An 18549-nucleotide genomic window follows, 5' to 3' on the forward strand; every position below is an offset into this window, starting at 1 on the left:
CATCTCTCTCGCCCGGCGAAGCAAAAGTGGTGCGTCGGTGGCGACGATGCCGATGCAAGAGCCGGCCCTCGTCGCCGATAGGCGCCACTCGCTGCCGGGCTGACCGATACCCTCGCGCTCACTCATGCGGACAGACTCGCTTCGGAGATGCCACTTTGACAGCGAGTGGGCGGAAAAGGCACCGAAGGTCTGTCAAAGCCGATCGAACGGCAGCGACTTGAATACACCCAAAAAAAGTCAGACTGAAAAGGTCGAGCCAGCTTCAGCAAATGAAGGGGCTTTTGGCCGGCATACCGCGGCCGTTATCAATGGATTGCGTTTCTGGATATGGTGAAAAAGCCCGGAAAACTGCCTGTTTCCGGCTCATCCGTACACCAACAAACCCTTCTATAAGCCACTGTTCATACAAGGAAATCGCCGATTCCTGCGATTCCTCCGGTGCGTTGACATACCATGTCGCGGCATGCGTATTCGTGGCCATGGGGTTACGCCAAGCAATGCTGTTCGAACGGGGCGGGGGTTTCGTGAACGACGGCATTGGCGGGGGCGCCGGACGAGCGGGCATTGCAGCCTGAGGCAGTGTGCCGCTCGCTCCTGGCGACCGATGCGCTTTGGAGCAATCCGCCAACGGCCCGCAATAATCTGTCGCGACCCTGAATTTCGGCTTCCGCCTTGCCGCGTGCCGGCCACGGCCAAGCAATCCTTGAAAAGCAATGATGTCGCGACGCTCCTCGGGAGCGTCGAGGACAGCAAAAAAGCCCTTGAAGGGGTAGTCCCTCAAGGGCTCTGTAACGCTATCCCAGTGGCTCTTACACCGAATAGTACATGTCGTATTCGACCGGATGCGGGGTCATTTCGAAGCGCATCACTTCCGCCATTTTCAGTTCGATATAGCTGTCGATCTGGTCGTCGTCGAAGACGCCGCCGGCCTTCAGGAAGCCGCGATCCTTGTCGAGGCTTTGCAGAGCTTCACGCAGCGAGCCACAGACGGTCGGGATCTTCTTCAGTTCCTTCGGCGGCAGGTCGTAGAGATCCTTGTCCATCGGCTGTCCCGGATGGATCTTGTTCTTGATGCCGTCGAGGCCGGCCATCAGCAACGCGGAAAAGGCCAGGTAGGGGTTCGCGCCCGGATCGGGGAAGCGGACCTCGACGCGCTTGGCCTTCGGCGAACTGCCGAAGGGGATGCGGCAGGAGGCCGAGCGGTTACGTGCCGAATAGGCGAGCAGCACCGGCGCTTCATAGCCGGGCACCAGGCGCTTGTAGGAGTTGGTCAACGGATTGGTGAAGGCGTTGATAGCCTTGGCGTGCTTGATGACGCCGCCGATGAAGAACAGGCAGTTCTCCGACAGGCCGGCATATTCATTGCCGGCGAAGGTCGGCTTGCCACCCTTCCAGATCGACATGTGGACATGCATGCCCGAACCGTTGTCGCCGAAGATCGGCTTCGGCATGAAGGTTGCCGTCTTGCCATAGGCGTTGGCGACCTGGTGCACGACATATTTGTAGATCAGCATCTTGTCGGCGTTGCGGACCAGCGCGTCGAACTTGATGCCGAGTTCGTGCTGGGCGGCGGCCACCTCGTGATGGTGCTTTTCGACGCGCACGCCCATTTCAGCCAGCACGGTCAACATTTCGGAACGCATGTCCTGCGCCGAATCGATTGGCGGCACCGGGAAATAGCCGCCCTTGACGCGGGGGCGATGGCCAAGGTTGCCGGTCTCGTAGTCGGTGTCGTCATTCGACGGCAGTTCGGTCGAATCGAGCTTGAAGCCGGTGTTGTAGGGATCGGCCTTGTACTTGACGTCGTCGAACACGAAGAACTCGGCTTCCGGCCCGACATAGATGGTGTCGCCGATGCCTTCCGCCTTCATGTAGGCCTCGGCCTTCTTGGCCGTGCCGCGCGGATCGCGGTTGTAGGATTCACCCGAGACCGGATCGAGGATGTCGCACAGGATGACCATCGTCGACTGCGCGAAGAACGGGTCCATGTGGACCGTGTCGGGATCGGGCATCAACACCATGTCGGACTCGTTGATTGCCTTCCAGCCGGCGATCGAGGAGCCGTCGAACATGACGCCATCGGCGAACATGTCTTCCTCGACCTCGACGACATCCATCGTGACGTGCTGCAGTTTGCCCTTCGGGTCGGTGAAGCGCAGGTCGACGAATTTCACGTCGTTGTCCTTGATCTGCTTCATGATGTCTTTGGCTGTCGTCATGTCATTTATCCCTGTGTGCTGACGTTTTTTGATGATGACGTTTCTTAGAGGATGGCCGTCAAACCGCGTCCATTCCGGTTTCACCGGTCCGGATGCGCACGACTTCCTCGATGTTGGAGACGAAGATCTTGCCGTCGCCGATGCGGCCGGTCTGGGCCGCCTTGCGGATGGCCTCGATCGCGCCTTCCACGGCATCGTCGCCGAGCACGACCTCGATCTTCACCTTGGGCAGGAAGTCGACGACATACTCGGCGCCGCGGTAGAGCTCGGTGTGGCCCTTCTGGCGGCCGAAGCCTTTGGCCTCGGTCACGGTAATGCCTTGCAGTCCGGCCTCCTGAAGCGCTTCCTTCACTTCGTCCAGCTTGAATGGCTTGATGATCGCTTCGATCTTTTTCATGTAAAAAGTGGCCTCCACTGCCAAAAAAACGGGTTGTGAGCCCCCGCTTGCGCCTCCATCAAGCACGAACTGTGCCAGATAGGGGATTTGAAGCGGTCTCATATGATTTCGAAGCCAAGCCGCGCTGGCATGCAATTTCGCGTCATTCGCTGCACCGGAAGCGCCATGGACTGCAGAAGCCCGCGCAGTTCCTCACTTGCATCCGCACGAAAATTACGCAATCAGCCCATTTTTTGTGCGGTTTCGCGCCTCGAATGCTCGCCCGGCAATGTAGCGCAGCTGGCAAGACCTCCCTCTTTGTTTGCTTCGGCTCGAAAACTGGACAATGCTTGATCGAATGCGGATCGGCAATCCATGAGCGACGAACTTCTCACTTCCGCCGAGATGGGCGAGGCGGACCGGCTGACGATTGCCGCCGGTCCAACCGACGGCATTGGATTGATGCGCAGAGCAGGCGAAGCGGTCGCGGCCGAGGTTTTCGTCCGCTATCCCCAAGCGGCCCATGTCCATGTCCTTTGCGGGCCTGGCAACAATGGCGGCGACGGCTATGTCGTCGCCCGCATCCTGGCAGGCGGCGGCGTTGCGACGACGATCTGGGCATCAGGTGCGCCGAGGGCGCAAAGCGATGCGGCGCTCGCCGCGGCGGAATGTTCGATCAAGCCTCGGCCGCTGGTCGGCTTTGAAGCCGAGCCGGGCTCGATCGTGGTCGATGCGCTTTACGGGGCAGGGCTGTCCAAGCCGCTATCCGGCGAAGCCGCCAGGGCGGCCGATCTGGCCGCCGGACTGCATTTGCCGGTTGTCGCGGTCGACCTGCCTTCCGGCATTTCCGGCGACAGCGGCAAGGTGCTAGGCACATCGTTTTCGGCGGACCTCACCGTGACCTTCGCGCGCAAGAAACCAGGCCATCTGCTCCTGCCGGGCCGGGAGCGATGCGGCGAGATCGTGCTTGCCGACATTGGCATCGGCGATGACGTGATTGCAAGGCTCCAGCCTCGGACATTCGAGAACGGACCGGCACTCTGGTTGCGCGGTTTGCCGGTGCCGGCCGTCGACGCGCACAAATACAAGCGCGGCCATGTCGGCGTCTTTTCCGGCGGCCCCAGTGCCACCGGTGCGGCGCGGCTGTCGGCGCTTGCCGCCGCCCGAAGCGGGGCAGGGGCGGTGACGGTTCTGTCGCCGGGGAACGCCATGCAGGTCAACGCCACGCACCTGACCTCGATCATGCTGCGCAGGACCGACGAGATGGCCGACATCGAGGCATTTGTCGGGGAGCGCCGGCCGTCGGCCTTTGTTCTCGGGCCCGGCTTTGGCGTCGGTGAAAAAACCCAGGCGTTCGCGCTTGCTCTGCTCGCGTCGGGCAAGCCAGCGGCCGCCGCCGCCGGAATTGACGGCCTAGTCTTCGACGCCGATGCGATCACTTCGTTTCGCGAGGCGCCGGCCATGTTGTTCGAAGCCGCCCGATGGCCGAACGCGCCCGCGCTGGTGATGACACCGCATGAAGGCGAGTTCGCCAGGCTGTTTCCTGGCATCGCCGACGACAATGCCTCCTCGAAGCTGGACAAGGCACGCGCGGCTGCAGCGGCCGCCAATGCCGTCATCGTCTACAAGGGCGCCGACACGGTGATCGCCGCTCCGGATGGCAGGGCGGCGATCAATTCAAACGGCGCGGCTTGGCTCGCCACGGCCGGATCAGGTGACGTGTTGTCCGGTATCACGGCCGGACTGATTGCCCAGGGCATGCCGGCTTTCGAAGCTGCCTGCGCGGCGGTCTGGATCCATGCCGAGGCCGGAAGTCGATTCGGGCCGGGACTGATCGCCGAGGATTTGCCGTTGGCGCTGGTGCCGGTGCTGCGCGAACTGGTTACTGCTCGCGGCAGCCGTTGATAAACGCGGTCTGTTGATTGCCGGTGATTACAGCGGAATGTTGTCGTGCTTCTTCCAGGGGTTCTGCATGTCCTTGTTGCGCAGCATGCGAAGCGCCCGGGCGATACGGCGGCGGGTCGAGTGCGGCATGATCACCTCGTCGACATAGCCGCGCTCGGCGGCCACGAAAGGCGACAGGAAGCGATCCTCGTAGGTCTTTGTATGGGCTGCGATCTTTTCAGCATCGCCGATATCCTTGCGGTAGATGATCTCGACCGCCCCCCTGGCGCCCATCACTGCGATCTGCGCCGTCGGCCAGGCATAGTTCATGTCGCCGCGCAGATGTTTTGACGCCATCACGTCATAGGCGCCGCCATAGGCTTTTCGGGTGATGACGGTGATCTTCGGCACGGTCGCCTCGGCATAAGCGAAGAGCAGCTTGGCGCCGTGTTTGATCAATCCGCCATATTCCTGCGCCGTGCCGGGCAGGAAGCCGGGAACATCGACGAAGGTAACGAGCGGGATCGAAAAACAGTCGCAGAAACGCACGAAGCGCGCCGCCTTGCGGCTGGCGTCGGAATCGAGCACGCCCGCAAGCACCATTGGCTGGTTGGCGACAAAGCCGACCGTGCGGCCTTCTACCCTCCCGAAGCCGGTGACGATGTTCTTGGCAAAACTCTGCTGGATCTCGAAAAAGTCGCCCTCGTCGGCGACCTTCAGGATCAATTCCCTGATGTCGTAGGGCTTGTTGGCGTTGTCGGGAATCAGCCGGTCGAGCGACATGTCATGGTCGGTGACCGACTGGTAGCATTCGATCTCGGGAATCTCCGATGTGTTGGAAGCCGGCAGCAGGTCGACCAGCCGGCGCATCTGCAAGAGTGCTTCGACGTCATTGTCATAGGCGCCGTCGGCGATCGAGGATTTCGTCGTGTGGACGGAAGCGCCGCCGAGGCTCTCTGCGGTCACCGTCTCGTTGGTGACGGTCTTTACCACGTCCGGCCCGGTGACGAACATGTAGGAGGTGTCGCGCACCATGAAGATGAAATCGGTCATGGCGGGCGAATAGACGTCACCGCCGGCACAAGGGCCCATGATGACGGAGATCTGCGGGATGACGCCGGAGGCGAGCACGTTGCGCTGGAAGATCTCGGCATAGCCGCCGAGTGCCGCCACGCCTTCCTGGATGCGCGCCCCGCCGGCATCGTAGAGGCCGATGATCGGCGCACGGTTGCGCAGCGCCATCTCCTGCACCTTGATGACCTTTTCGGCATGGGCTTCCGACAATGAGCCGCCGAAGACGGTAAAATCCTTGGCGAAGAGATAGACCGGACGGCCATTGACCGTGCCCCAGCCGGTGACGACGCCATCGCCGGCGATCTTGGTCTTCTCCATGCCGAAATCGGTCGAGCGGTGCTCGACATACATGTCGAACTCCTCGAACGAGCCCTCGTCGAGAAACACCTCGATGCGTTCGCGCGCGGTGAGCTTGCCCTTTTTGTGCTGCGCATCGATGCGGGCCTGGCCGCCGCCCATGCGGGCAATGTCGCGCCGCCGCTCGAGTTCCTTCAGCACGTCCTTCATCGCTCGGTCCCCAAAGTCGGAAGCTTTGTTTGTGGTAATGATGCCAGCCATGGAGCGCAAGCGTCGGCTTTTGGCTGGTTTTTGCTGCAGCGCAACATGACGCCCCTTGCATTCTGGGGCGAACTCAGCCATATGCAGCCCATAGGCGCTTGGGCCGGGAGATTCCGGCCTTCTCGACGAAATGAGACTGGTTGCGTCTGTTTTCCCTCTTTCCGGCAAGTCGGCAAAGGTGGCGAAAAAGCCCCGTGGCATGACGCCTGCGGGCACGACAGCGCAGCCGAGTGGACGTTACCGTCCGCCCGCCTTGTCGTTTCATATCAAATTTTTCGACGGCAGGTTGCGCCCTGCCGCCATCGACGTTTGCGGCCAGAGGCCGCGTGAAAGAAGATTACTTTGACCAACGAAAACACATTGCCCGGCAACGATACCGCGGAACTCTCCGGTTTCGCGGCGCTGGGAATTACGGGTGCGCTGCTCAAGGCCACCCACAATGCAGGCTTCACGGAACCGAAGCCGATCCAGATGCAGGCGATCCCGCCGCAGCTAGAAGGCCGTGACATTTTCGGCATCGCGCAGACCGGCTCCGGCAAGACCGCTGCCTTCGCGCTGCCGATCCTGTCGAAGATCATCGCGCTCGGCACCAAGCGCCGCGCCAAGACGACCCGCGCGCTCATCCTGGCGCCGACCCGCGAACTCGCGGTGCAGATCGAGGACACCATCAAGATCCTCGCCAAGGGCGCGCATGTCTCGACGGCACTGGTGCTGGGCGGCGTCTCGCGCTTCAGCCAGGTGAAGAAGGTTGCTCCAGGCGTCGATATCCTCATCGCCACGCCCGGCCGCTTGACCGACCTGGTGCGCGAGGGCGACCTCATCCTGTCCGACACCAAATGGCTGGTGCTGGACGAGGGCGACCGCATGCTCGATATGGGCTTCATCAACGACGTCAAGCGCATCGCCAAGGCGACCGCGCCCGACCGCCAGACGGCGCTGTTCTCGGCCACCATGCCTGACGAGATCGCCGAGCTCGCCAAGGGCCTGTTGAAGAACCCGGTCCGCGTCGAGGTCTCGCCGCAAAGCACCGCGGCCGTCGAAATCGTTCAGGGCGTCGTCTTTGCCCGCACCAAGCAGAAGCGCCAGGTGCTGTCGACGATGCTCGCCGACGCTGCGATGAAGTCCGTCATCATCTTTTCGCGCACCAAGCATGGTGCCGACCGGGTGACCAAGGACCTTGAGCGCGACGGTTTCAAGGCCGCCGTCATTCATGGCAACAAGTCGCAGAATGCCCGTCAGAAGGCGCTGAACGATTTCCGTGATGGATCGGTGCGCATTCTGGTCGCGACCGACATCGCCGCACGCGGTATCGACGTCCCCGGCATCAGCCATGTCGTGAACTTCGACCTGCCGGACGAAGCCGAAAGCTATGTTCACCGCATCGGCCGCACCGGCCGCAACGGCAAGGATGGCATCGCGATAACGCTTTGCGATCCTTCGGAAAACAGCAAGCTTCGTCAGGTCGAGCGCATCATCCGCACCAAGCTGCCAATCGTTGCCGACCATCTCGGCAGTCCCGATCCGGCGCGCAATCCGGCTGAAAAGAACGAGCGCTTCGAACCCGCCAATGACCGCAACGACCGCAACGACCGCAATGGCCGTCGCGACGGCAGGCGGCCGGGCGGCGAGAAGAAGCAGAACAACGGCTTCGGCAAGAAGCGCTTCGGCGACAAGCCAGCCTTTGCCGGTGAGCGCAAGCCCGAAGGTGCGAAGCCTTTCAAGGGCAACAACAAGCGCCGCTTCGGCGGCAAGCGCCCGGCGGCGCGGGCTGCCTGACCATTATGGCAGTCGGCCAATCCCTGGCGGTTGGCTGGTTCCCTGAGCAATAGAGAAAGGGCGGCTGAGGCATTGCTTCAGCCGCCCGTTTTATTTCAGAACCTCACTTCGCCACGGCTTCGACCCAGACGGCAATCCGTTGCGCCAGGAAGGCCGTGGTCGATGGCGACAGCGCGTCGCCGGCAAGGACATGATTGTCGGGATCGCCAGTGCTTTCGATGGGTACCAGCTCATGCGCACCACCCCAGCGCGCGGCGATTTCGCGGGTGCGGTCGGGTCGCACCACTCTGTCCAAATCCGAGAAAATAAACAAAGCCGGGATGGTCGCCTTCTCCACCGGCGCGCCATAGGCAAGCTCGGTCAGGGCCTGCATCGGCATCGTGGCGGCGATCGGATATCTGGTGGTCCAGAATTTCTCATGCAGCGCATTGCGCGGCGCGAAGCTGCGTTCCTTGCCGGCGACGAGTTCGGCGATCTGCTTGCCCCAGGGCATGGTCAGGATCTCGGCGCCGGATGCTTTTACTCCGAAATTGGGCGAGATGAATGCGATGGCCGCCACACCCTCGGATGCTCCGGACTGCGTTGCCGCCCAGACCGCCAGTGAGCCGCCGGTCGACGTCGAGATGACGATCACCTTGTCACCGATTGCCCGGCCGATGGCGAGCGCCTCCTCATAGTCGTTGATCCAGGCATTGACGCTGCCTTGCCTCATGGCTTCGCCGTCCTGTCCGTGACCGGTGAGGCGGGTGTAGAACAGGTTGGCGTCGAGCTGGTCGGCCACATCGTCGGGCAAGGGGCGGAGTTCGCCCTTCGATGCTGAAAAGCCGTGGATGTAGACGATCGACAGCGGCGTCTTGGCGTGCACCATCGGGTTGGCCCAGACGATTTCCTTCTCCAGCCCGTCGCGGATGCCCGGTATGGCGGCTTCCGCCTTGGCCACATAGGCCTGCGGGTCGTCGCCGATGGCGGAAGGATCGAAACGGATCGTGGTGTCGACGGGAACGCGTGGACCAAGCAGGAAGGCCAGGGCAAGGATGGCGATCAGGCCCAGCACAGCAAGCACGATCCGTCGCCCCATCGCAGACTCCACGCAACAACATTCAAACTATGGTGGTCGCCGTGAACAGGCAACGGCCGCTCGGGTGGCCAAGCCACCAATCCTGTGGGCATCTACTCGCTGGGCGTTTTGCGATCGTAATGCAGTGGCCGTGCCTTCCAGCTGGTCGTCAGGCTGATTACCCATCGGGATACAGGCCTTGGCAGCAGGCCAAGAAGTTTCAGCGGCCAGCTCGTCCGGTACGGGAAGGTCACTTCGAAGCCGCCGGATTTGATGCCTCGCACCAGGCGGCGGGTCGCGCGGCCGACCGGCATCAGACCCGGCATGGGCAGCATGTTCTTTTCGGTCAATGGCGTGTCGACAAACCCGGGGTTAATCACCTGAACGCGGATGTTCATCTTGTCGAAATCATATTTCAGCGACTCGGCCAGGATGTTGATGGCCGCCTTGGTGCCGCCATAGGCGGCCGTGGTTGGCCAGCCGAAATAGGCGGTCACCGAGCCGACCAGAACGACATGGCCGCGTGCACGCACCCGCATGTGCTCGACGAGAGGCACCAGCCCATTGATGATGCCGAAATAGTTGACCTCGAAGGTCCGGCGGAAGTCGCTGACGACGAGTGACTCTCCGGGTGTCGAGATGTAATTTCCGGCATTGAAGATGGCGAGCACGATCGGCCCGAGGTCCTTCTCGATCGCCGCCACCGTTCTTGCCATGCGCGGCTCGTCGGTGACGTCGCAGGGAAAAGCCACGACCTTGCCCGGCATCTGCGCGGTCTCGACGATGAGCGTGTCGATCGGATCGTCGTCCAGCGCGGTCACCGCCACCGCATAGCCCTGTGACGCCAGATCCCTGGCCAGCGAACGGCCAATGCCGCTGCTGCCGCCCGTGACCCAGGCGACGCCGTGTTTCGGATCGGCCCGATAGAGTGTCATGCTGCGCCCTGTCGACTTGTTGGTGCTTTGCTCTACCGGCGAAGAAATCGAATGAAAAGAGTGCTTTTCCACCACAGGTGCAAATGAACTGTGTGATATCGAGCCAGGTCGCGACAAGGTCGGCACTCGCAAGGTCGGAAATGCGACTGGACCAGACGAATTCTTGCCTTGAAACCGCAGCGTTGGGTTTCTAGGGTTTCGGCGCACGTACACAAGGAATCCTGAATGCCCCGTTCTGTGATCGACGCGATCGGCAACACGCCTCTGATCCGCCTCAACAAAGCTTCCGAAGCAACCGGCTGCGAGATCCTGGGCAAGGCCGAGTTCATGAATCCGGGACAGTCGGTCAAGGATCGCGCCGGACTGTTCATCATCCGCGACGCCGAACAACGCGGCCTGCTGAAGCCGGGCGGTGTCATTGTCGAGGGAACGGCCGGCAACACCGGCATCGGGCTGACGCTCGTCGCCAAGGCGCTCGGATACCGCACCGTCATCGTCATTCCGGATACGCAAAGCCAGGAAAAGAAGGACGTGATCCGGCTGCTCGGCGCCGAGCTGATCGAAGTGCCGGCCGTGCCCTACAAGAACCCCAACAATTACGTGAAGCTATCGGGGCGGCTGGCCGAGCAGATGGCCGGATCCGAGGCGAATGGCGCCATCTGGGCCAATCAGTTCGACAATGTCGCCAACCGCGATGGCCATATCCGCACCACGGCGCAGGAAATATGGACCCAGACCGGCGGCAAGGTCGACGGCTTTGTTTCGGCGGTGGGTTCGGGCGGAACGCTGGCCGGTGTCGCGTTCGGGTTGAAAGCCAAGAGCAAGGATGTGAAAATCGCGCTGGCCGATCCGCTGGGCGCCGCGCTCTACAGCTTCTACACCAGCGGTGAACTGAAATCCGATGGCAACTCGATCACCGAAGGCATCGGCCAGGGCCGCATCACCGCCAATCTCGACGGGTTCACGCCGGAGTTCTCCTACCAAATCCCGGACGAGGAAGCGCTGCCGATCATCTTCGATCTCATCCAGGAAGAGGGGCTCTGCGTCGGCGGCTCGACTGGCATCAACATTGCCGGCGCGATGCGGTTGGCCAGGGAATTGGGCCCGGGCCACACCATCGTGACCATCCTTTGCGACTACGGCACGCGCTACCAGTCTAAATTGTTCAATCCGGAATTCCTGCGGGAGAAAAACCTGCCTGTGCCAAGCTGGATGGAGCTCAAAAGCAAGATCTCGGTGCCGTTCGAAAAGGTCGCGTGATGGCGCACAGGACCGAAGCGCTGTTTCGCGACGACGCCTATCTCAAGACGGCTGACGCAACGGTCGTCGCCATCAACGAGCGCGGCGGCATCATCCTCGACCGGACAATCTTTTATGCCACTTCTGGCGGCCAGCCGGGCGACACCGGCCATCTCGAACGCGCCGACGGCAGCCGCATCGCAATTGCCGCCACGATCACCGGTGAGACCAAGGACGAGATCGTCCATGTGCCGGCGGCGGAGCAGGCGATGCCGGTGGTCGGCGAAACGGTGAAGCTCACCATCGACTGGGAGCGCCGGCACCTGCTGATGCGCATGCACGCGGCTTGCCACCTGCTTACCGTCGTCTGTCCGTTCCCGATCACCGGTGCGTCGGTCTCCGAGGACGACAGCCGCGTCGATTTCGACATTCCGGACGCCAGCTTCACCAGGGAAGAGGTGACTGCCGGCATGATGGACCTGGTGCGGGCGGATCATCCCATCTTCACCAGGCTGATAAGCGACGAGGAATTGGCCGCCAATCCTGGCCTGGTCAAATCCAAGAATGTTCGACCGCCGGTCGGCACGGGGAAGATCCGCCTGGTCTGCATCGGCGAGAATGGCGCGGTGGACAGCCAGCCCTGCGGCGGCACGCATGTGAAGAGCACTGGCGAAATCGGCGAAATTCACATCGGCAAGATCGAGAAGAAGGGCCGGGAGAACAGGCGCTTTCGCATTCGCTTCGGTCCGATGCCGGCGAACTGAACAGACACACACCGTCAGAAGGCGGCAGGAGGAAAAATGGCCGAAGACAGTCCTTTCACGGTCGATGCGGACTGGTTGCAGCAGCGCCTAAGCCAGCCGGGGCTGACGATCATTGACGCCTCCTGGTACCTGCCTGCGCAAAAGCGCGATGCGCGCGCCGAATATGATGCGGCCCATATCCCGGGCGCCCGGTTCCTGGATCAGGATGCCGTTTCGGATTCCGACGCCGCTCTGCCGCATACGCTCGCATCGCCGCGGCATTTCGCCCAATATGTCGGCGCGATGGGCGTTTCGGCCGATGACACCATCGTCGTCTATGATGGGCCGGGCTTTTTCTCGGCGCCCCGGGCATGGTGGATGTTCCGCGTCATGGGCGTCTTCCAGACCTATGTTCTGGACGGCGGTTTCGACGGCTGGAAGGCGGCCGGCCGCCCGGTCACGGCCGAGCCGACCAAGATCGCGCCGAGCGTGTTCCATGCCGATTTCGATGCCGCGCGCGTCGTCGGCCTGGCCGACATGCGCCGGATCGTCGATACCGGTGAAAGTCAGATTGCCGACGCGCGTGGGGCAGGGCGCTTTACCGGCACGGAGCCCGAGCCCCGCGCAGGCATCCGCTCCGGCCACATGCCAGGCGCCCGCAACGTGCCCTATTCGGCGCTTTCCGAAAACGGCAGGCTGCTGCCGAAGGACCGTTTGCGCAAGGTGATAGAGGATGCTGGTATCGACCTCTCCAGACCCGTGGTCACATCCTGTGGCTCCGGTGTCACGGCCGCGGTGGTCACGCTGGCGCTGGAGACGCTTGGCCACACTGAAAACAGGCTTTATGACGGTTCATGGACCGAATGGGGCGGGCTCTCCGATACCCCTGTCGTGACCGGCCCAGCGGCGGCCGGCCCAGCGCTGGCCGGCAAGGAATGACGACGATGGAAAATGGCGTGCTGCAGGACATTGAAGTCACAGTGACTTTTCTGGAGATGCATGCCCCGCCGGCCGTCTCGCCGCCGGTGCCCTACAATCGCCAGGTCGCACTGCTGAAGACCAGGGACATTCCCCTGCATTTCTACCGCTACCTGATGGACCGGGTGGGGCGCAAATGGCACTGGGTGAATGTTCTGAGGCTGAACGATGATGAGCTGTCCGCCGGAATCCACCGCGAGGATCGCGACATCAGGGTGCTCTATCTCGACGGTTCGCCGGCGGGCTTCTTCGATCTCAAGCCGCATCTGCCCGAGGAAGTCGAACTCGCCTATTTCGGCATGATGGAACACGCCACCGGGCAAGGCATCGGCCGCTGGTTCCTTGGCTCGGCGATTGCCGCGGCATGGTCGCATGGGCCGAAACGGGTGACGGTGCAGACCTGTACGCTCGACCACCCCGCAGCCCTGCCGCTCTATCAGAAGCTCGGTTTCAAGCCGGTGGCGCAGAAGAAGGAAGTCGTGCACCCGCTGCCATTCGCCGAGCGTTCGGCCAGCGTCATGCGGCCATAACTCCAGCCGCAAACCTGAACCTTCCGTTCATCGGCGCTTCAGCCTGGCTTTGGCATCTTGCCCGCATTGTCAAATGCGGCCGAGGCCGAAGGAGAAAAGACATGCTGACCCGACGTACTCTCGCCGCCGCGCTGATCGCGGCCATTGCCATGCCGAGCCTTGCCGCCGCCCAGGCGACGACGCCCTCGGCCGCGACGATCGAGCGGAAGCTCGAGGCGGCCCCTCGGGTCAAGCTGCGGCCGAACGAGCGCGTCACCATCCGCGAATTCAAGCGCCGGCCGGATCTGCGCCGCATGGCGCGCTCGATCGATATCCAGTCGATCAATTTCGCCTTTGGCTCAGCTGCCATTTCCACCTCGCAGTATGAGAAGATCGAGAACATCGCCGATGCGCTGCGGCGCATCCTGCGCCGCGATCCGGGTGTGCGTGTGCTCATCGAGGGGCATACCGATGCGGTCGGTTCCTTCCAGTCGAACCAGGGCCTGTCGGAACAGCGCGCTGCATCGCTGAAGCGTACGCTGGTGCGCGAATTCGGCGTCCCCGGCCATGCATTGGAAACCGTCGGCTATGGCGAGGAGTTCCTGCTCGTGCCGACGCAGAACGAAAACTGGCAGAATCGCAGGGTGACGTTGCGCCGTTTCGACGACTTCATCAGATGATTTTCGAAGTTATTAGCCGACTTCGTTCATCTGCTCGATGATCCCGACGATCCGTGCCGGTGCTGGACGGGGACCGATACGCGACACCGGATCGGTCACCGGACGGTTGGCGGGAATCGGGTGGGAAGCGCTGCCGCGAGCGCATAATTTCCGGTCGACAGCACCGGAGATCTTGCCATGACGATTCAGTTCACAGCTCTGCCGACCGACGATGTAAGAGCCCTGCAGCGTGGCGGACCCGATGCCTATGGCCACACGCCCGAGCGGAAAATCTCTGACGGTGACGGCGTGCCATGCCGTCATTGTCTGAGCAATATCGCTGCCGGCGATGTCTATCTCATCCTCGCCTATCGGCCATTTCCGAACCTTCAGCCCTATGCCGAAACAGGGCCGATCTTCCTGCACGCCGAGGGATGCGAGCGTGCCGTCGGCACAGGGGAGCCGCCGGAGATCCTCGAGAGCCCGGACTATATCGTGCGCGGCTATGGCAGCGATGATCGCATCGTCTATGGCAGCGGTGGCGTCATCCCGACCGAGGCAATCGCCGCGCGAGCCGAGACCTTGTTCAAGCGCGAAGACATTGCCTATGTGCATGTCCGCTCTGCGCGCAACAATTGCTACCAATGCCGGATCGAGCGCGTCTGACGAAGCTGTCGTACTCCCGTCGCATTGTTTCTGTAGAAAGCCAGTATCGATTGATTGGTCGACCGCGGATGAACCGGCGGCAAATCTCGATATCGAGGAAGCGGGGCTTTGGCTCCGCTTTTTTGTTGCCTGCGTTCAGCCCCAAGTCTTCTTCGCGCAAGAAAAAAACCCGCCGGCATGGCCGACGGGTTTCGATTGTTTGCCTGGAGGGCCTTAGTTGAACTTGTACTTCGCGCCGATACGCACCGTCTGGAACGACGGGGTGTCCTCGAGGAAGCCGCCCGAGCCGAAATCTTCCTTCTCATATTGCGAATATCGGTATTCGAGGCCGACGGTCATGTTGTTGGAAACGGCTGTTTCCAGACCGCCGCCTATCGAGAAGCCGCTGGAACCCCAGTCGTAGATATCGCCGCTCGGGCCTCCGGGTACAGAGGCATGCAGATTGAAGTGCTGCCAACTGTAGCCGCCGATCACATAGGCGAGAGTTGCGTCGTTGACCTTGGCTCCAACCCGAGCGAGCGCATCGAAGCCGTAGTCGGCGTCACCTTTGACCGTTGTGCCAAAAATGTCGAGCTTGGATCTGATGCCCGAGTAACGGCCGTCAAACTGGACACCTGCCACCCAGCTACCGAAATCGTGATCATAACCAACGCTAGCCTCGCCAAACACACCTTCGCCGCCGATGCCGTTCAACTCGAGGGCACCAAGGAGCGTCAGATCATGCACCATCGTGCCCGCTCCGAGTGCGCCGCCGACATAGAAGCCTGTCCAGTTGTAGGTTGGGCCTTCAAACGAGGCGCCGCCACCGTTCTGGGCACCGAAACGATAGTTGGCAGCGATGTGGAAGGTGTGCGTCGAAGGCTGCACGTTCAAGGACGCGCCTCCGAAATCGAGAACCGACTTGTCGCCGTAATCAGCGTAGCGATATTCGGTTTTCAAGGTCCAGTTGCCACGCAGCACGGTTTCCATGCCGACGCCGAGTACATAACCGCTACGGTTCTGCGTGAAATCAATGTCGGCAAAACCCGATCCATCAAGCTTGAAATGCTGCCAGCTATACCCGCCGAGCACGTAGCCGAGCGTGCTGGGATTTAAAAGATAGCCAGCGCGCAGGCCAACGTCAAAACCATATGAATTCGTGAGATCGATGTCGGCGCCCGGAGCGCTGATTGACGGACCGATATTGCCGATATTTGCGTCGATGAAGCCGCCGAGCAGGAAGCGTTCGTTGACCATATAGTCATAGCCGGCGGTCAGTTCGCCGAAGACGCCGTTACCACCGATGCCGTTGAAATCGACAATTGGAGCCACGCTGAACTTGTGCACGCTGGCGCCGAATCCGCCGCCGATGCCAACATAAACGCCGCTCCAGTTGAAACCGGAGGTCTCGACCGGCTGCACGACATCAGCCGCGTGCGCGGCCGACATAATTGCCACCGCCGACACTGCACCAAGAAGAATAGATTTCGCTGAAACGCGAATAAACATAGCCGTACCCCTAATCAATAAGCCCAAGGTGTTCCTAGCAGGGAGTCGGCCAAGACAGGTATGACAAAAATGCAACAATGGGAGGCAAAGTGCCCTTACGGCACACGCTTCGAGGCGGCCTCAAGAAAGCGGATCGGCGCGTCATTACCAAAGCAAAAAGCCCGCCGGAGCGAACCGGCGGGCAAGAGTGTAGGTTGACTTTTTCTGGGTGTATCAGGCCGCGAGCACTGCTTTCGGCTCGACCAGTTCGTAGCCGAGCGCCTCGGCGACCGCGCGGTTGGTGATCTTGCCCTTGTGGACATTGAGGCCGTTGCGCAAGTGGTGGTCGTCGATAAGAGCCTTCAGACCCTTGTCGGCGAGTTGCAGGCCATAATGCAGCGTCGCGTTGTTCAGCGCATGCGCCGAGGTGACCGGCACGGCACCCGGCATGTTGGCGACGCAATAGTGGATGACGCCGTCAACCTCGTAGGTCGGCTCGGCGTGGGTGGTGGCATGAGAGGTCTCGAAGCAGCCGCCCTGGTCGATGGCGACGTCGACCAGCACCGAGCCCTTCTTCATGCCCGACAGCATTTCGCGGCTGACCAGCTTCGGCGCGGCTGCGCCCGGGATCAGCACGGCGCCGACGACGATGTCGGCCGAGAAGCACTCTTCCTCGAGCGCCTCGACGGTGGAGTAACGGGTGTGGACCCGGCCGGCGAAGAGATCGTCGAGCTGGCGCAGGCGCGGGATGGAGCGGTCGATGATGGTGACGTCGGCGCCGAGGCCGGCCGCCATGCGGGCCGCGTGCAGGCCGACGACGCCGCCGCCGAGCACGGTGACCTTGCCCGGCAGCACGCCCGGCACGCCGCCGAGCAGCACGCCGCGGCCGCCATTGGCCTTCTGCAGCGCCGTGGCGCCGGCCTGGATCGACAGGCGGCCGGCGACTTCCGACATCGGCGCCAAGAGCGGCAGGCCGCCACGATCGTCGGTCACGGTTTCATAGGCGATCGCCGTGACGCCCGAAGCGAGCAGCCCCTTGGTCTGCTCCGGATCCGGAGCCAGATGAAGATAGGTGTAGAGGATCTGGCCTTCGCGCAGCTGCACCCACTCATTGGGCTGCGGCTCCTTGACCTTGACGATCATGTCCGATTTGGCGAACACGTCGGCGGCCGTCTTGGCGATGATGGCGCCGGCGGCGCGATAGGCGTTGTCATCGGCACCGATGCCGGCGCCCGCGCCGGCCTCGACCAGAACCTCATGGCCGTGGGCGACGTATTCGCGGACCGAGCCTGGCGTGAGGCCGACACGGTATTCGTGGTTCTTGATTTCCTTGGGGCAGCCGACGCGCATTGTCTTCTCCTGATCCAGGCCCTTTTGGGCTCACTCCCTGTATTGGCGCAGTGAACCATGAATCGGCGCGCAGGTGTTTGCGAATGCACTTGCGGGAGAGCGGCTCCTTCGATAATCGTTGCGCGAAATGCACTGATATTGGCAGGAATCACGAAGAATGCCGCTCGACAGGATTGATATCGCCATTCTGGAGACATTGCAGAAGGATGGCCGGATGCCGAACGCGGCTCTCGCCGAAAAGGTCGGCCTGTCGCAGTCGGCCTGCTCGCGCCGGCTCGACAATCTGGAGAAGTCCGGGACCATCCGCGGTTATCACGCCCGGCTTTCCAACGCGGCCCTTGGCCACCAGATGACCGCGATCGTCCACATATCGCTCTCCGGCCAGTTCGAGAAGACGCTGTCGGATTTCGAGGCGGCGATCAAGCGTTGCCCCAACGTGCTGTCGTGCCACCTGATGTCGGGCGAGTACGACTATATCCTCAGGATCGCGGCCAAGGATCTCGTCGACTACGAGCGTATCCACAAGGAATGGCTGTCGGCGATGCCGCATGTAACGAAGATCAATTCGTCATTCGCCTTGCGCGAAATCGTCGACCGGACCGCAATGGGCCTGAAGCCGGAAATGGCTTAACGCCAAAGGCACACCCGGACGTCTTTCCCGAGATAGCATGCGCCGTCGCGGCGAAGGTCTTCCCAGCGTTCATCGCCGTGAGTCGCGCGGATGTCCGAGTTGCCATAGCCGCTCCAAACATCACCGTCTTTGTAGACAGCTGCCCAGTAATCCTCGGACATTTCACCAGCCCCACTGTGCGTATCGGGATAGTCGATACCTGCAAAAACCTGCCGGGGTCCCTGGATATTGAAATCGCCGCCCTTCTCGATCTGATAGGAGCATTTTCCCGATATACGCGTCTGGCGGTCAACAACGAGCAGGCAACGGCCCCATTTATAGCCGCTCGGCAAGCGATGCCGTGATTGCGCAGGCGCGGGCGACAAGGACAACGCAATTGCAAGCCCAGCCGTTACAGTTCGTCCGATCATCTCATCACCCGTTGTCAA

The 18549-nt window shown here is 61.9% G+C and carries 18 protein-coding genes; 9 read left to right on the top strand and 9 right to left on the bottom strand.

The features are described 5' to 3' along the window. Positions 1-262 precede the first annotated feature (262 nt). The 3 genes from LB569_RS07020 to LB569_RS07030 form a co-directional block, all read right to left on the bottom strand. Positions 263-481 (bottom strand): hypothetical protein, encoded by a 219-nt coding sequence (locus LB569_RS07020; RefSeq protein WP_224691591.1) that lies wholly within the window; start codon positions 479-481, stop codon positions 263-265. Positions 482-809: 328 nt separating this feature from the next. Then, positions 810-2219: a type I glutamate--ammonia ligase gene (glnA, locus tag LB569_RS07025; RefSeq protein ID WP_140701085.1), complete on the bottom strand. Its 1410-nt coding sequence runs from the start codon at positions 2217-2219 to the stop codon at positions 810-812. A gap of 58 nt (positions 2220-2277) precedes the next feature. After that, positions 2278-2616 carry a P-II family nitrogen regulator gene (locus LB569_RS07030; protein WP_006205430.1) on the bottom strand — a complete coding sequence of 113 codons (339 nt, stop codon included), beginning with the start codon at positions 2614-2616 and terminating at the stop codon, positions 2278-2280. A gap of 354 nt (positions 2617-2970) precedes the next feature. On the opposite strand from LB569_RS07030, the gene LB569_RS07035 reads away from it, so the two are divergent. Then, the gene (locus LB569_RS07035) at positions 2971-4500 is read left to right on the top strand and encodes an NAD(P)H-hydrate dehydratase (protein WP_224691592.1); all 1530 of its coding nucleotides are present in this window, start codon (positions 2971-2973) and stop codon (positions 4498-4500) included. A 27-nt stretch (positions 4501-4527) separates the two neighbouring features. On the opposite strand, the gene LB569_RS07040 is transcribed toward LB569_RS07035, so the two are convergent. Then, positions 4528-6060: an acyl-CoA carboxylase subunit beta gene (locus LB569_RS07040; RefSeq protein ID WP_140701089.1), complete on the bottom strand. Its 1533-nt coding sequence runs from the start codon at positions 6058-6060 to the stop codon at positions 4528-4530. A gap of 393 nt (positions 6061-6453) precedes the next feature. Here LB569_RS07040 and LB569_RS07045 point away from each other — a divergent pair, with 393 nt between their 5' ends. Next, on the top strand, positions 6454-7887 hold the full coding sequence (locus tag LB569_RS07045) for a DEAD/DEAH box helicase (RefSeq protein WP_224691593.1): 1434 nt from the start codon (positions 6454-6456) through the stop codon (positions 7885-7887). 103 nt (positions 7888-7990) lie between these two features. Here the strand turns inward: LB569_RS07045 and LB569_RS07050 are convergent, their stop codons facing one another. Together LB569_RS07050 and LB569_RS07055 are read right to left on the bottom strand one after the other, a co-directional pair. After that, positions 7991-8965, bottom strand: coding sequence for an alpha/beta hydrolase (locus LB569_RS07050; protein ID WP_224691594.1), 975 nt, complete (start codon positions 8963-8965; stop codon positions 7991-7993). 92 nt (positions 8966-9057) lie between these two features. After that, positions 9058-9879, bottom strand: coding sequence for an SDR family oxidoreductase (locus tag LB569_RS07055; protein WP_224691595.1), 822 nt, complete (start codon positions 9877-9879; stop codon positions 9058-9060). Between the two features lie 225 nt (positions 9880-10104). Here LB569_RS07055 and LB569_RS07060 point away from each other — a divergent pair, with 225 nt between their 5' ends. The 6 genes from LB569_RS07060 (at position 10105) to LB569_RS07085 (ending at position 14673) form a co-directional block, all read left to right on the top strand. Further along, complete coding sequence (locus tag LB569_RS07060; RefSeq protein ID WP_140701097.1) at positions 10105-11139, top strand: cysteine synthase A; 1035 nt, start codon at positions 10105-10107, stop codon at positions 11137-11139. Continuing rightward, positions 11139-11882 (top strand): alanyl-tRNA editing protein, encoded by a 744-nt coding sequence (locus tag LB569_RS07065; protein WP_224691596.1) that lies wholly within the window; start codon positions 11139-11141, stop codon positions 11880-11882. The genes LB569_RS07060 and LB569_RS07065 overlap by 1 nt, the downstream gene beginning before the upstream one ends. Positions 11883-11918: 36 nt before the next feature. Beyond that, positions 11919-12800 carry a 3-mercaptopyruvate sulfurtransferase gene (sseA, locus tag LB569_RS07070; RefSeq protein ID WP_224691597.1) on the top strand — a complete coding sequence of 294 codons (882 nt, stop codon included), beginning with the start codon at positions 11919-11921 and terminating at the stop codon, positions 12798-12800. Positions 12801-12805: 5 nt separating this feature from the next. Further along, positions 12806-13369 carry a GNAT family N-acetyltransferase gene (locus LB569_RS07075; protein ID WP_140702158.1) on the top strand — a complete coding sequence of 188 codons (564 nt, stop codon included), beginning with the start codon at positions 12806-12808 and terminating at the stop codon, positions 13367-13369. Between the two features lie 101 nt (positions 13370-13470). Then, the gene (locus LB569_RS07080; RefSeq protein WP_224691598.1) at positions 13471-14028 is read left to right on the top strand and encodes an OmpA family protein; all 558 of its coding nucleotides are present in this window, start codon (positions 13471-13473) and stop codon (positions 14026-14028) included. A gap of 177 nt (positions 14029-14205) precedes the next feature. Beyond that, entirely contained in the window at positions 14206-14673 is a 468-nt protein-coding gene (locus LB569_RS07085) for a DUF1203 domain-containing protein (protein ID WP_224691599.1), read from the top strand. A gap of 213 nt (positions 14674-14886) precedes the next feature. Here LB569_RS07085 and LB569_RS07090 read toward each other — a convergent pair whose 3' ends face one another. Both LB569_RS07090 and ald read right to left on the bottom strand, forming a co-directional pair. After that, on the bottom strand, positions 14887-16161 hold the full coding sequence (locus LB569_RS07090) for an outer membrane protein (protein WP_224534580.1): 1275 nt from the start codon (positions 16159-16161) through the stop codon (positions 14887-14889). A gap of 213 nt (positions 16162-16374) precedes the next feature. Further along, positions 16375-17490, bottom strand: coding sequence for an alanine dehydrogenase (gene ald, locus LB569_RS07095; protein ID WP_224691600.1), 1116 nt, complete (start codon positions 17488-17490; stop codon positions 16375-16377). Between the two features lie 157 nt (positions 17491-17647). Between ald and LB569_RS07100 the strand changes: the two genes are divergently transcribed. Further along, positions 17648-18121 (top strand): Lrp/AsnC family transcriptional regulator, encoded by a 474-nt coding sequence (locus LB569_RS07100; RefSeq protein ID WP_015317948.1) that lies wholly within the window; start codon positions 17648-17650, stop codon positions 18119-18121. Here LB569_RS07100 and LB569_RS07105 read toward each other — a convergent pair. Further along, entirely contained in the window at positions 18118-18549 is a 432-nt protein-coding gene (locus tag LB569_RS07105) for a hypothetical protein (RefSeq protein WP_224691601.1), read from the bottom strand. The two genes, LB569_RS07100 and LB569_RS07105, sit on opposite strands and share 4 nt — an antisense overlap.

Origin of the sequence: Mesorhizobium sp. BH1-1-4, assembly GCF_020165665.1 — a bacterium.
GTDB lineage: Bacteria > Pseudomonadota > Alphaproteobacteria > Rhizobiales > Rhizobiaceae > Mesorhizobium.